This window comes from Streptomyces sp. NPDC088157 (assembly GCF_044741545.1).
Taxonomy (GTDB): Bacteria; Actinomycetota; Actinomycetes; order Streptomycetales; family Streptomycetaceae; genus Streptomyces.
This window is the reverse complement of the sequence record NZ_JBIUSU010000007.1, coordinates 309,715-323,464: the sequence shown is the minus strand read 5'-3', so window position 1 is coordinate 323,464 and position 13,750 is coordinate 309,715. Positions and strand designations below refer to the sequence as shown.

The 13,750-nt window shown below is 71.2% G+C and carries 10 protein-coding genes; 7 read left to right on the top strand and 3 right to left on the bottom strand.

Annotated elements, in window-relative coordinates:
• Window positions 1–167: 167 nt before the first annotated feature.
• Window positions 168–3,149, bottom strand: coding sequence for an AfsR/SARP family transcriptional regulator (locus ACIPFH_RS28360; RefSeq protein ID WP_401830717.1), 2,982 nt, complete (start codon window positions 3,147–3,149; stop codon window positions 168–170).
• A gap of 192 nt (window positions 3,150–3,341) precedes the next feature.
• Between ACIPFH_RS28360 and ACIPFH_RS28355 the strand changes: the two genes are divergently transcribed.
• From ACIPFH_RS28355 to ACIPFH_RS28345, 3 genes are all read left to right on the top strand, one after another.
• Window positions 3,342–4,592, top strand: a complete 1,251-nt coding sequence (locus tag ACIPFH_RS28355; RefSeq protein WP_401830715.1) for an amidohydrolase family protein — start codon at window positions 3,342–3,344, stop codon at window positions 4,590–4,592.
• Window positions 4,589–5,524, top strand: a complete 936-nt coding sequence (locus ACIPFH_RS28350) for an LLM class F420-dependent oxidoreductase (RefSeq protein ID WP_401830712.1) — start codon at window positions 4,589–4,591, stop codon at window positions 5,522–5,524. Before ACIPFH_RS28355 ends, ACIPFH_RS28350 begins: the two co-directional genes overlap by 4 nt.
• 79 nt (window positions 5,525–5,603) lie before the next feature.
• Window positions 5,604–6,251: a response regulator transcription factor gene (locus tag ACIPFH_RS28345; protein WP_401830711.1), complete on the top strand. Its 648-nt coding sequence runs from the start codon at window positions 5,604–5,606 to the stop codon at window positions 6,249–6,251.
• Window positions 6,252–6,269: 18 nt separating this feature from the next.
• Here ACIPFH_RS28345 and ACIPFH_RS28340 read toward each other — a convergent pair whose 3' ends face one another.
• Window positions 6,270–7,064, bottom strand: a complete 795-nt coding sequence (locus ACIPFH_RS28340) for a hypothetical protein (RefSeq protein ID WP_401830708.1) — start codon at window positions 7,062–7,064, stop codon at window positions 6,270–6,272.
• 56 nt (window positions 7,065–7,120) lie between these two features.
• Window positions 7,121–7,855: a hypothetical protein gene (locus ACIPFH_RS28335; RefSeq protein WP_401830706.1), complete on the bottom strand. Its 735-nt coding sequence runs from the start codon at window positions 7,853–7,855 to the stop codon at window positions 7,121–7,123.
• A 212-nt stretch (window positions 7,856–8,067) separates the two neighbouring features.
• Between ACIPFH_RS28335 and ACIPFH_RS28330 the strand changes: the two genes are divergently transcribed.
• The 4 genes from ACIPFH_RS28330 to ACIPFH_RS28315 all read left to right on the top strand — a co-directional run bounded on the left by ACIPFH_RS28330 (window position 8,068) and on the right by ACIPFH_RS28315 (window position 13,634).
• Window positions 8,068–8,838, top strand: a complete 771-nt coding sequence (locus ACIPFH_RS28330) for an SDR family NAD(P)-dependent oxidoreductase (RefSeq protein WP_401831144.1) — start codon at window positions 8,068–8,070, stop codon at window positions 8,836–8,838.
• A 113-nt stretch (window positions 8,839–8,951) separates the two neighbouring features.
• A complete protein-coding gene (locus ACIPFH_RS28325; protein ID WP_356248720.1) occupies window positions 8,952–10,070 on the top strand; it encodes an LLM class flavin-dependent oxidoreductase in 1,119 nt (372 codons plus the stop codon).
• A 142-nt stretch (window positions 10,071–10,212) separates the two neighbouring features.
• Entirely contained in the window at window positions 10,213–11,943 is a 1,731-nt protein-coding gene (locus ACIPFH_RS28320) for an amidohydrolase family protein (RefSeq protein ID WP_401830703.1), read from the top strand.
• Window positions 11,944–12,101: 158 nt separating this feature from the next.
• A complete protein-coding gene (locus ACIPFH_RS28315) occupies window positions 12,102–13,634 on the top strand; it encodes an aldehyde dehydrogenase family protein (RefSeq protein WP_401830700.1) in 1,533 nt (510 codons plus the stop codon).
• The last annotated feature ends 116 nt before the right edge of the window (window positions 13,635–13,750 follow it).

Sequence of the window (13,750 nt, the reverse complement as noted above, 5' to 3'; positions counted from 1 at the left end):
ATGAGACGCCTCTGTCCGGCGATTCCCCCGAGTATCGCCGGACAGAGGCGTGGACCGGAGTCCACCCCCATGGACTCCCCGGCCCGCATGCCCCCCGACGCGACGGACCGTTGGGTCGATTCTGGCGACCGGTCATAAACGTTTGATGAACGCCGTCCGCGACGGCCTCATGACGCGTCCAGTGGGGTCAGCAGCCGGCGCACCTCGGCGGCCTCGGGCGCCCCCGAATTCTCCAGCAGGAGCAGGGCCTCGTGCCAACAGGCTCGCGCACGGTCCGACTGGCCCAGCGCGCGCAGGCTCTTGCCCAGCGTGTTCAGGACGCTGCCCCGGATCAGGTCGCCCCCGATGACCCCGATGGCGAGGGACTGCTCCGCGTGCTGGGCCGCCTGTGCGGGGCGATGGGCGGCCAGGTGCAGCTGGGCGATGCGCAGATGCGTCGTGCCCTCCCACAGCCGCTGCCGGTTGGCGGCGAAGATCAGCATGGCATCCGTGAGCTGGGCCAGCCCCTCCGTCAGGCGTCCGGCGCGGGTGAGCGCCACGCCCAGCGAGTAGCGGCCGTTCGCGAGGCGCAGGCTGAGACCGAGCTGCTGGAAGATGTCGACGCCCTGCTGCGCCAGCGAGACCGCGCTGTCGGCACGGTCCATGCGCTGGTGCAGCTGAGCGAGGTTGCAGAGGGCGCTGGCCTCACCCGGGCGGTTGCCGTCGGCGCGGTAGCCGTCCCGCGCCGTCGTCAGAAGGCGCTCCGCCTCCTCGTACCGCCCCTGGTTGAGCGCGATGATCCCCCGGTCCGTCGCCGCCCAGCTGACCGGCGTCGCGTCGTCCGCCGCCGTGGCGAGCTCGATCGCGCGCCGGGCCTCCTCGTCCGCCTCGGAGTACCGCCCGGCGGCCAGGTGGACGTTGGAGAGCGCCGTGCGGGCACGGCTCTCCGCGCGGACGTCGGCGGCCTCCTGCGCGGCGTCCCGCAGCGCCGTGGCCGCCCCCTCGTACTGCTTGGCGTTCGCTCCCGACTCCGCGAGGTCCTTGGCGGCCCAGAGAAGATCGACGGCACGGCGCAGTCCGCTGCCCGTCTGCTGCTGCCGCGCGCACGCGAGGAGGCACTGCGCCTCCGCGAAGAGCCAGTCGAGGGCCTGTGTCCGCTCACCGAAGGAGAGACCCCGGTACGACGTGGGCTCCAGGTGGACGACCGTGCGGTCGCCGGGCCGTTCGATCGCGTAGACCCCGGCCGCCGTCGCCAGATAGAAGTCCAGCAACCGCGACAGCGCAGCCCCGCGCTCGGTGGGTGGCCACTCGTCCCGCTCCGCGCACGCACGCGCGTAGAGCCGTACGAGATCGTGGAACCGGTAGCGGCCGGGGGCCGCCGACTCCAGCAGGGAGGTGTCCACCAGGGACTCCAGCAGGTCCTCGGTGTCCTCCACCGGCAGGTCCAGGACCGCCGCGGCCGCCGCCAGCGAGGTGTCCGGGCCGTCCGCCAGGCCCAGCAGCCGGAACGCGCGGGCCTGGGCGGGCTCCAGGGCGCCGTAACCGAGTTCGAACGTGGCCTTCACCGCCAGGTCGCCCGCCTGGAGCTCGTCCAGCCGGCGCCGTTCGTCCGCCAGCTTGGCGGCGAGGACGGAGACCGTCCACGTCCGCCGGGCCGCCAGCCGGGAGGCCGCGATACGGATGGCCAGCGGCAGGAAACCGCACGCGGCCACCACGTCCAGCGCGGCCTTGCGCTCCGACGCCACCCGTTCCTCGCCGACGATCCGGGTGAAGAGGGCGAGAGCCTCGTCGGGGGACATCACGTCCAGGTCGACGAGATGCGCTCCCGCCAGGTCCACCATCCGCACCCGCGAGGTGACCAGCGCCGCGCAGCCCTCGGTGCCCGGCAGCAGAGGGCGTATCTGGGCCGCGTCCTTCGCGTTGTCCAGCAGCACCAGCACCCGGCGGCCGTCCAGCACCGAGCGGTACAGCGCCGCCCGTTCCTCCAGCGAGTCGGGGATCGCCGAGTCCGCCGTGCCGAGGGCGCGCAGGAACGACCCGAGGACCGTCTCCGGCTCGGCCGACCGCGGTCCGGCGCCCTGCAGGTCGACGTACAGCTGGCCGTCGGGGAAGGCCGGACGCGCCTGGTGGGCCACGTGCACGGCGAGGGTCGTCTTGCCCACGCCCCCGATGCCCGCGAGCGCGGACACCGCCATCACCCGGCCGCCCACGCCGGTGCCGTCACCGGCTCCCGCCAGCACCTCGCCCAGTTCCCGCACGAAGGCCGAGCGGCCCGTGAAGTCGGGCACCGTGGCGGGGAGTTGGGCGGGACGCACCTGCACCATCGCCGGTTGCGCCGACGGCGCCGACGGCTCCGCCAGCTCCGGGTCGGCCTGGAGGATGCGGCGCTGCAACTGCCGCAGCCCGGCCCGCGGATCCACCCCCAGCTCCTCCGCCAGCAGCCGCCGGGTGTCCGCGTACACCGCGAGCGCCTCCGCCTGCCGGCCGCTGCGGTACAGCGCCAGCATCAGCAGTTCGCGCAGCCTCTCGCGCAGCGGGTACGCCGCGGTGAGCGCGGTGAGTTCGGAGACCGCCTCCGCGTGGCAGCCCTGCTCCAGGTCCATGTCCAGCCGGGATTCCAGCAGCCCCAGCCGCCACTCCTCCAGCCGGACGCGCTGCGCCTCCGCGTACGGCCCGGGGACGCCGGCCAGGGCCTCCCCGTCCCACAGCCCCAGCGTCCGGTTCAGGACCTCGCGGGCGTGGGACAGGTCCCCGGCGGACCGTGCCTTCTCCGCCTCCGCCGTCCATTCCTGCGCCACCGCCAGATCCAGCGCGCCGTCGGCCGGCACCCGCACCGCGTAGCCGCCCGACTCGCTCACCAGGACGCCCGGGTCCAGCACCTTGCGCAGCCGGGAGGCGTACGTCCGTACCGCCGCCAGCGCCTGCGACGGAGGTTCCTCGCCCCACAGCGCGTCGATCAGCTCGGCGGCCGTGGCCGTACGGCCCTCGCGCAGCAACAGAGCTGCCAGCAGGGCGCGTTGCTGAGGTGAACCGGTGGCCAGCCGCTCGTCGCCGCGACATGCGCGCACCGGCCCGAGCACGTCGAAGCGCAGCGCCGCCGGCTCCTCGGGGGAACCGGGACGCCTCTGCTCCGGCACACGCGGGTCGCGGTGTCCTACCCGGTCGTCCATCAGGGCTCCCCTTAGGCATCCGAATTACCTGTTCAGTTTGCCCTGTCCATGCCGGAACCGTCAGCCTGCCCGGGAGGTGCGCGGGAGTCCACACGTCCCACACATCCGATCCGCACACATCCCCACAGAGCCGATCGGCCCCGGCCCGCACCGGTAGCTGACGATCCGTCAGATCAGCGCTACCGTGCCCCCATGGAGAACTCATTGGAGACCGCGAAGGCCACAGAGAACCTCCCGCTGATCATCTCCGTCGACGACCACACCGTGGAGCCGAGCACCGTCTGGCAGGACCGCCTGCCGAAGAAGTACCTCGACACCGGGCCCCGGGTCGTCCGCGCCCCGCTGAAGGAGATGACCTTCCTCGGCGGCCGCTTCAAACCCGTGATGGGCGAGCCCGGCGACGACGGCCCCATCGGCGACTGGTGGGTCTACGAGGACCTGCACCGCCCCCTCACCCGGCTGGACACCGCCGTCGGCTTCAGCCGGGACGAGATCAAGCTGGAGGTCATCACCTACGAGCAGATGCGCCCCGGCTCCTACGACGTCCCGTCCCGCCTCGCCGACATGGACGTCAACCACGTCCAGTCCGCCGTCTGCTTCCCCACCTTCCCCCGCTTCTGCGGCCAGACCTTCACCGAGGCCGCCGACCACGACCTGGGCCTGCTGTGCGTGCGCGCCTACAACGACTGGACGGTGGAGGAGTGGTGCGGCCCGCAGGCGCGGGGCCGGCTGATCCCGCTCACCCTCATCCCGCTCTGGGACGCCGAGCTGGCGGCGGCGGAGGTCCGGCGCAACGCGGCCCGCGGGGTACGGGCGGTCGCGTTCTCCGAGATACCCCCGCACCTCGGCCTGCCCTCCGTCCACACCGACTACTGGGACCCCTTCCTCGCGGCCTGCGACGAGACCGGCACGGTCGTGGCCATGCACATCGGCTCCTCGAGCCGGATGCCCTCCACCTCCGCCGACGCCCCGCCCGCCGTCGGCTCCACCATCACCTTCGCCAACTGCTGCTTCTCGATGGTCGACTGGCTGATGAGCGGCAAGTTCGAGCGCTTCCCCAACCTCAGGGTGATGTACGCGGAGGGCCAGATCGGCTGGATCCCCTACATCCTGGAGCGGGCCGACGTGGTGTGGGAGGAGAACCGGGGGTGGGGCGGGGTCGCGGACAAGGTCCACCGCCCCCCGTCCGAGCTGTTCGCCGACCATGTCTACGGCTGCTTCTTCGACGACGCCTTCGGCCTGCGCAACCTCGACTCCATCGGCGTCGGGAACGTCCTCTACGAGACCGACTACCCGCACTCCGACTCCACCTGGCCGAAGTCGCGGGAGGTCGGCGAGGCGCAGATGGGCCACCTGACACCGGACGTGGTGGAGCGGATCGTACGGGGCAACGCGATCGAGCTGCTGGGGCTGACCCCGGACGGCCTCTGGAGCCCGCGGTGAGGCTCGACTACGGCATCCAGCTCCCGGTCCAGTCCCAGTCCACGATCTACGCCGAACCCTGGGAGGCGGACGCGGGCCCCGCCGACCTCGTCGCGGTCGCCCGCGCCGCCGACCGCGCGGGATTCGCCTACGTGGCCGCCTGCGACCACGTGGCGATCCCGCACCGGCTGGCGGACGCCATGAGCACGGTCTGGTACGACCCCGTGGCCACCCTCGCCCACCTCGCCGCCGTGACCCAACGCGTCCGGCTGCTCGCGCACGTCGCCGTCGTCGGCCTGCGCCACCCCCTTCTCACCGCCAAGCAGTACGCCACCCTCGACCACCTCAGCGGGGGCCGGCTGATCCTCGGGGTGGGCGCCGGGCACGTACGGGAGGAGTTCGAGGCGCTGGGGGTGGACTTCGAGCGGCGCGGGGCGGTCCTGGACGAGACGATCGACGCGCTGCGCGCCGCGCTCGGGCCGGACGAATACCCGTCCCACCACGGCAAGTCGTTCGACTTCGAGGGCCTCGGGCAGCGGCCGAGACCGGCCCAGGCGCAGGTGCCGCTCTGGGTCGGCGGATCCTCCCCGGCCGCCGTCCGCCGGGCCGCCCTCAAGGGGGACGGCTGGCTGCCCCAGGGCGACCCGAGGGACCGGCTGCCCGCGCAGATCGAGATCCTCCGGCGGCTGCGCGGCGACGCACCCGCGCTCACGATCGGCGCCATCACCGAGCCGCTCTACGTCGGCACCCCCGGCTGGGACGTCGGCCGACGGACCCTCACCGGGCCGCCGGAGGCCCTCGCCGAGTCGCTGAGCGCCTACGGGGCGATGGGCGTGCACCAGATCCAGGTCCGCTTCCGCTGCCGGAGCCTCGGCGAACTCAGCGACCAGATCGAGAAGTTCGGAACGGAGGTGGGTCCGCTGCTGGCCGCTTCACGGGACAATTCTTCTTGAAGGTTTGAACAAGTCCCCGCCGGGCCGCGTACGTACGGACGTACGGACGTGATGGTGCTCCGGCGGAAGGACCCCGTAAGTGCGATCCTCCCAGCGACTCTCCGTCGCCCTCGCCTGCGCCGAGGGCGACTGGCCGCACGACGGCTGGCCGGCCCCGGACGACCCCTACGTGGGCCGGATCGTGCCGCTGTCCCCGCCCTTCCGCCTTCCCAAGACCGAATCCGTGGACGTGGTCGTCCTGCGCTGCGAGGACCCCGCGACGGTGCTCAAGGACCTGGCGGGGCTCGGCGCCCCGGTGATCGTCATCAGCCCCCGCCGGGACACCGACACGGTGGTCGAGGTGTTCCGTAGCGGGGCCGGCTACCTGGTCGAGGGCGACTACTGCTCCCACATGCTGTCCTCGGCGGCGATGGCGGCCACCGTGGGGCACACCTATCTCTCGCCGACCGCGTGCGCCGCCCTGCGGGAGGGCGCCCGGCGGATGCCGGTGGCCGGCGACGCGATCGAGCGGCTGCGCGCGCTGCTCTCGCCCCGCGAGCGGGAGGTCATGGAACTGCTGTCCACCGGGCTGGGCGCGCAGGAGATCGGGCTGCGATTACGGCTGAGCGAGAAGACCGTCCGCAACAACCTCAGCAACATCTACGCCAAGCTGGACGCCCGGGGCGGCACGGACGCGGTCCTGCGGTGGCTGGGTGCCACCCCGGCCGCGCCCGTGCTTCGCACCTGAGAAGGCGTCGGAGCGCTGTCAGGGCGCGGGCACCTCGGAGAGCGGGACTTCCACGTCGGTGACGTTGCCTCCGCCCTCATCGAATCCCGGTTCGGCGCGCACGCTGTTACCCGAATTCAGAATTCCGTTGGCCTGGGGCGTCCCGCATTTCACGTTGCGCAGCCACAGCCGGCCGTCGGGCGTGCCGTTCTTCAGGATCTGCGGATAGAAGACGTGCACGGTCGTGGCGCCCTCGCTCGGCGCGAAGAACACCTTCTGGCCGTCCTGCGCCTCCTTGTAGGTCGCCCGCAGGAATCCGCTCACGTCGGTGCGCTTGGCGGACCACATGAAGAAACCGATGCTGTCCGGCTGGACCGTGTCGGAGCGGCTGAACGCCAGGCCGGTCGCCTTGTCGTCACGGGTGATGTTGAATTCCGTGCTGTTGAACTTGATGCCGATCTCGAAGAACGAGCTGCCCAGCTTCGTGTCGGCGGCGGCGGTGAATCCGTCCTCCAGCTGGATGGTCCGGGTGACGGACGTGCTCACCGCGAAGGTGTTCGTCGCCCCGGTCGTCGATCCGCAGTTCTCCGTCACCGGTGAGACGCGCTGGTTGGGGCCGAGGCTGTTCGCCTTGAACTGGACGTCGACGAATTCGCAGTTCTCCAGTTTGTCCGAGTCGGCGGAACAGTCGGCGGTCACCTCGGAAGGGGTGGCGGCGCCCGCCTGGTTCATCAGCGGGACGATGACCGCGAGGGCCGCCACGGGGGCCAGGACGAGGGTGACACGCCTCTTCCTGCTGCGGTGTCCTCTGGCGCGGGGGGTGCGGGTGGTCATGGGTTCTCCTGTGGGGGAATGTGTGATGAGCTGGGGTTCTCTGTCGCCGCTACCGGTCAGCAGTCCTCCAGGACCGCCTTGGACGTGCCGTCCACGACGCCCGGCGCGCCCGCCGCGCCCGGCAGGATCACGGGACCCTCGACGACGTCCGGCGCCACGAAGTTCTGCTCGGGGGAGGGGTTCACGGCGAAGCTTCCTTCGCTGGCGTCGATACGGACCCGCCATTCGCCGGTCATGCGCTGCAGTTTCGGCGTGAACTCCATGTGGAGCACCTTGCCGACCGGCACCTCCCGCTGTTCCGTGGCGCCGGCCGTGGCCGACTTCACGGTCATGTCGAGGGTGCCCTTGTGCTTGAGCCAGGATCCGCTGAGGAATCCGAAGAGGCCACCGCCGCCGCCCTGCTGGGTCGCCTTGTAGGTGCCCTCGCCCTGGGCCGCCGTGGCCGACCAGGTGACGGATACCTTCGCCGGGTCGGTGGCGTTCGGCTCGCAGTTCGGGAAATCGATGGACGCCTTCTCGACGGGGCCGTCGAAGGTCTCGAAATTCGTCTCGACGTAGTCGCAGTTGTCGGCCTCGAAGCCGTCCGCGAAGGCGCCGCCGAAGTCGCGGACCGAGCGCTGCTTGCCGCTGACGACCGCCGACCTCTCGCACAACCTCATGATCTGGTCCGGCGTCTTCGCGTCCGCGGCGTTGGCCGAGGGAAGCAGGGCGACGATTCCCCCACAGGTAGCCAGCGCCGCCCCGATCGCCACGTACCGGACTTTCCTGTTCCGCAGTCTCCGCTTGGCCATTCCGGACTCCGTTTCTTGGTGGGGAATTTACCTGGCTGTGAAGGATTATTGGGGTCGCTTACAGCCGGTGGACAGAGTCAAATGTCCCTACTTACCAGTCACTTGATGTGTGCTTGTGCAATCGCGACTCGCTGCCTGACGCATCGTCAGATACGGCGCTACGATGCGGAGTCCCAGCGATGCGAGGCGACTTCGACGCGATGGAGGCCGGCATGGGCAAGCTCGACGGACGGGTGGTCCTCGTCACCGGATCGGCGCGCGGCCAGGGCGAACAGGAGGCGCGGCTGTTCCGGGAGGAGGGCGCCGAGGTGGTCGTCGCCGACGTGCTCGACGAACAGGGCCGGGCGCTCGCGGAGGAGATCGACGCGCTGTACGTCCATCTCGACGTCGGCCGCGAGGAGGAGTGGACCGCCGCCGTCCGCGCCGCCAAGCAGGCGTACGGCCATCTCGACGGCCTCGTCAACAACGCCGGCATCCTGCGCTTCAACGCCCTCGTCGACACCCCCCTCGACGAGTTCATGCAGGTCGTGCAGGTCAACCAGGTCGGCTGCTTCCTGGGGATCCGGACCGTCGCGCCGCAGCTGTCCGACGGCGGCACCATCGTCAACACGGCGTCCTACACCGGGCTCACCGGCATGGCGGCCGTCGGCGCCTACGCGGCGAGCAAGCACGCCGTACTCGGTCTCACCCGGGTCGCCGCCCTGGAGCTGGCGCCCCGCCGTATCCGGGTCAACGCGGTGTGCCCCGGAGCCATCGACACCGCGATGTCCAACCCGGCCCGGCTGGACCCGGACACCGACCCCGAGGAGACGACCCGCGCCCTCGACTCCCTCTACCGCAAGCTGGTCCCGCTGGGCCGGATCGGCCGCGCGGACGAGGTGGCCCGGCTCGCCCTCTTCCTCACCTCCGAGGACTCGTCGTACATCACCGGGCAGCCGTTCGTGATCGACGGCGGCTGGCTGGCGGGCGTTTCGGTCATCTGACTGACCGTCAGCTATTGACCATCCAGGTGGCCGGTGCCACAGTCGGCGGCATCCGCTGAACCTGACGATCCGTCAGTTAATCGCGATCCAAGGAACCGGGACGGTGAACCTCCGTGGAATTCGGGCTCTTTGTACAGGGATACGTGGGCAAGCGCGCCGAGACCGACCCGCTCGCCGAGCACAAGGCGCTGATGGAGGAGACCGAGTACGTCATCCAGGCGGACAAGTCCGGCTTCAAGTACGCCTGGGCGTCCGAGCACCACTTCCTGGAGGAGTACTCGCACCTCTCCGCCAACGACGTCTTCCTCGGCTACCTCGCCCACGCCACCGACCGCATCCATCTCGGCTCGGGCATCTTCAACCCGCTGGCCCAGGTCAACCACCCGGTGAAGGTCGCCGAGAAGGTCGCCATGCTCGACCATCTCACCGAGAACCGCTTCGAGTTCGGCAGCGGACGCGGCGCCGGCTCGCACGAGATCCTCGGCTTCCTCCCCGGCATCACCGACATGAACTTCACGAAGGAGATCTGGGAGGAGACCATCGCCGAGTTCCCGAAGATGTGGCTCCAGGACGAATACGTCGGCTTCCAGGGCAAGCACTGGCAGCTGCCGCCGCGCAAGATCCTGCCGAAGCCGTACGGGAAGTCGCACCCGGCGATGTGGTACGCGGCCGGTTCGCCGCCCTCGTACGCGATGGCCGCCCGCAAGGGCCTCGGGGTACTGGGCTTCAGCATCCAGAAGGTGTCCGACATGGAGTGGGTGCTGGAGCAGTACAAGACGGCGGTGGTGAACGCCGAGCCGATCGGGGACTTCGTCAACGACAACGTGATGGTGACGACGACGGCGATCTGCGCGCCGACGCACGACGAGGCGATCCGGATCGCCGTCGAGGGCGAGCTGCACTATCTGCCGTCGCTGGTGTTCCGGTACCACGACACCTTCCCGCGGCCCGAGGGCTTCCCCGTCTGGCCGGAGACGCTGCCCGAGTACAACGCCGAGTTCGTCGAACTCCTCGTCGAGGAGGAGCTGCTGATCTGCGGCGACCCGGACGAGGTGACGCGGCAGTGCAAGCGGTGGGAGCAGGCGGGAGCGGATCAGTTGTCCTTCGGACTGCCGGTGGGGGTGCCGAAGGAGGAGACGCTGCAGACGATCCGGCTGATCGGCGAGCACGTGATCCCGAAGATCGACACGGATCCCGTGCATCGCACCACGCGGTTCCGCCAGGGCGCGTAGTCGCTGTCGCGGACTCGCGGTTGCGTAATCACCGTAGAGATGAGGGTTGTTCGGCGACTGCGGGTCCGTGGGGGCTGGTCGCGCAGTTCCCCGCGCCCCTTTGGGCGCGCCCTGCGCACCGGAACTTGAGGAGGCAAGGTCCATGCTCGATCACGTCATCAAAGGGGCGACCGTCGTCGACGGGACCGGCGCGCCCGGCCACACCGCCGATGTCGGTATCCGGGACGGGCGGATAGCCGTGGTGGGGTCGGTCACCGAGGAGTCCCGTACCGCCGAGGACGCCGCCGGGCTCGTCCTCGCCCCCGGGTTCGTCGATCCGCATACGCACTACGATGCCCAGCTCTTCTGGGATCCGTACGCCACGCCCTCGCTGAACCACGGGGTGACCACGGTCGCGGGCGGGAACTGCGGGTTCACCCTCGCGCCCCTCAACCCCGCCCGCCCCGAGGACGCCGACTACACCCGTCGGATGATGTCCAAGGTGGAGGGGATGTCCCTGGTCGCGCTGGAGGAGGGGGCGCCCTGGAGCTGGCACGGCTTCGGGGAGTACCTGGACGCGCTGGAGGGGCGGATCGCCGTCAACGCGGGCTTCATGGTCGGGCACTGCGCGCTGCGGCGGTACGTGATGGGGCCGGACGCGGTGGGCGGACAGCCGAGTGAGGAGCAACTGGCCGAGATCGTCGGGCTGCTGCACGAGGCCATGGACGCCGGCGCCTGGGGATTCTCCACGACGCAGTCCTCGACCCACTCCGACGGGGACGGCCGGCCCGTCGCCTCCCGGCACGCCCGCCCGGAGGAACTGCTCGCGCTGTCGCGGGCCGTCGGCGAACACGAGGGCACCCAGATCGAGGCGATCGTGGCGGGCTGCCTGGACCAGTTCAGCGACGCCGAGATCGACCTGTTCGTGGAGATGAGCGCGGCCGCCGGACGCCCCCTGAACTGGAACGTCCTCACCATCGACGCGGCCGTCCCGGAACGCGTGCCCCGGCAGCTGATGGCGAGCGAACGGGCGCGGAAGGCCGGCGGCCGGGTCGTCGCGCTGACCATGCCGATCCTCACGCCGATGAACATGTCCCTGGGCACGTTCTGCGCGCTGAACCTGATCCCGGGATGGGGGCCGGTCCTCGCCCTGCCGGTTCCGGAGCGGATCGAGCGGCTCCGGGACGCGGAGGTGCGGGCGGAACTGCTGAGGCGGGCGCACTCCAAGGAGGCGGGCGTCTTCCGGCGGCTGACGAACTTCGGGCGGTACGTCATCGGCGACACCTACAGCGCGGCGAACGAGGGCCTCACCGGGCGCGTCGTACGGGACATCGCCGCCGAACGCGGCCTGGACCCCTTCGGCTGCTTGGTCGAGATCTGCGCGGCGGACGACCTGCGTACGGTCCTGTGGCCGATGCCGACGGACAACGACCCGGACTCCTGGGCCCTGCGGGCGGACACCTGGACCCACGAGGACGTCCTGCTCGGCGGCTCCGACGCCGGCGCGCACCTGGACCGGATGTGCGGGGCGCCGTACACCACGCGGTTCCTCGGCGACTGTCTGCGCGGCCGGAAACTGGTCGGCCTGGAGCAGGCGGTGAAGATGCTGACGGACGACCCGGCACGGCTGTTCGGCCTCCGGGAGCGGGGCCGGATCCAGGAGGGATGGCATGCCGACCTGGTCCTGTTCGACCCGGAGCGCATCGCCGCCGACAAGGCCACCCTGGTGCACGACCTGCCAGGTGACAGCCCGCGGCTGGACTCGAAGGCGCTCGGCGTGCGGGCGGTCTGGGTCAACGGGGTGGCGGCCATCCGGGACGACGTGGTGACGGGAGCCATCCCGGGCCGGGTACTGCGCTCGGGTCGGGACACCAGGACGGTGAGCACCAGGTGACGGACGGGGCCGACGGGGCCGACATGGCCGGTGGGATCCATGGCTCCCATGCGACCGATGGGACCCATGCGACCGGCGGTGCTGGTGAGACCGGCGTGACCAAAGGGACTGGCGGGATCGACGGGACTGGCGCGATCAGCAGGGCCGGCAGGGCCGGGATGACTGAGGGGACCGACAGGGCCGGTGCGGCCGGTGGGGTCAGTGCGGCCGACAGGGCCCGCGCGGCTGGGAAGTCTCATGTGGCCGACGGGCAGAAGCTGTTCGTCGGGGGTGCCTGGGTGGAGCCCGACGGCGGACACTACGAGGTCGTCGATCCGGCGACCGAGGGGACCGTCGGCTGGGCGCCGGAGGCGTCCCGGGATCAGGTGCGGGCGGCCTGCGCGGCGGCCCGGGAGGCGTTCGGGCCGTGGTCGCGCACCCCGCCGGAGGAACGGGCCGCGACGCTGGCCCGGGCGGCCGACATCATGCGCGCCCGGCTGCTGCCGTACGCCGAGCTGGCCCAGGCGGAGACCGGCGCCACGACCGGGACCGCGCGCGGGATGCAGGTCGGGGTGGGCGTGGCCCGCTTCCGGCGCTACGCGCGGGTGGAGCCCGCCGAGTGGCCGATCGCGCCGCAGATCAACGAGGCCGGACCGATGGGGCGGGCGGGGGTGATGGGTGCGGTCGCCGTACGGCAGCCGGTCGGGGTCGTCACCTGCGTCACCTCCTACAACAACCCGTGGGCGAATCCGGCCGGAAAGGTCGCCCCCGCCCTCGCCATGGGCAACACCGTGGTCGTGAAACCGGCCCCGCAGGACCCCCTGTCCGTCTACCGGATGGCGGAGGCACTGGAGGCGGCCGGCGTGCCGCGCGGGGTGGTGAACATCGTCTCCGGGCGCGCCGTCGGGATCGGCGAGACGGCGGTGTCGTCGCCGGACGTCGACATGGTGAGCTTCACGGGCTCGACGGCGGTCGGACAGCGCATCGCCGAGGTGTGCGGCCGGGACATGCGGCGCCAGCTGATGGAGCTGGGCGGCAAGGGCGCGGCGGTCGTCCTCGACGACGCGGACCTCGCCTCGGCGGTGGCCGGCATCGGCACCACCTTCTCCTTCTACAGCGGCCAGATCTGCACGGCCCCGACGCGGGTGCTGGCGCAGCGCGGGGCGTACGACCGGCTGGTGGAGCAACTGGCCGCCTACGCCCGCCGGTTGAAGGTGGGCGACCCGCGGGAGCCGGACACGGTGGTGGGCCCGGTGATCTCGTCCGCCCACCGGGACCGGGTGGAGTCGTACGTCGAACTCGGCAGGAAGGAAGGGGCGGTGGTCGTCGCGGGCGGCGAACGCCCCTCCCTGGAAAGGGGGTTTTATGTCGCCCCCACGCTCCTCGCCGACTGCACGAACGACATGCGGGTGGCGCGGGAGGAGATCTTCGGCCCGGTGGTGACGGTCACCCCCTTCGACGAGGAGGAAGAGGGAGTCGCCCTGGCCAACGACAGCGACTACGGCCTGATCGACTATGTGTGGTCCGGGGATGTGGCGAGGGCGTTCCGGGTGGCGCGGCAGTTGCGGGCCGGGGGCGTCGGGATCAACACCGTCGGCCGCAACATGGAGGCGCCGTTCGGCGGGTTCAAGAAGAGCGGCGTGGGCCGGGACGTGGGGTCGTACGCGCTGCACGCCTACAGCGAGGTGCAGGCGATCGTCTGGCCGGGCTGAGGTGCCCTTCGGCACCACGGGCACCGTCCTCGGCGTGCAGACCGTGCGGTGCCGGAGGCCCAAAACCGGCCCACCGCCCTTGAATCGGCGGGGACTGCCCGTAGCGTCCGGGCGCA

Bases quoted from the DNA above. Each gene is read 5' to 3' on its own strand.
- ACIPFH_RS28360 (WP_401830717.1), bottom strand. From the start codon at position 3,149: ATGGACGACCGGGTAGGACACCGCGACCCGCGTGTGCCGGAGCAGAGG.
- ACIPFH_RS28335 (WP_401830706.1), bottom strand. From the start codon at position 7,855: ATGGCCAAGCGGAGACTGCGGAACAGGAAAGTCCGGTACGTGGCGATC.
- ACIPFH_RS28315 (WP_401830700.1), top strand. From the start codon at position 12,102: ATGACTGAGGGGACCGACAGGGCCGGTGCGGCCGGTGGGGTCAGTGCG.
- ACIPFH_RS28330 (WP_401831144.1), top strand. From the start codon at position 8,068: ATGGGCAAGCTCGACGGACGGGTGGTCCTCGTCACCGGATCGGCGCGC.
- ACIPFH_RS28340 (WP_401830708.1), bottom strand. From the start codon at position 7,064: ATGACCACCCGCACCCCCCGCGCCAGAGGACACCGCAGCAGGAAGAGG.
- ACIPFH_RS28320 (WP_401830703.1), top strand. From the start codon at position 10,213: ATGCTCGATCACGTCATCAAAGGGGCGACCGTCGTCGACGGGACCGGC.
- ACIPFH_RS28355 (WP_401830715.1), top strand. From the start codon at position 3,342: ATGGAGAACTCATTGGAGACCGCGAAGGCCACAGAGAACCTCCCGCTG.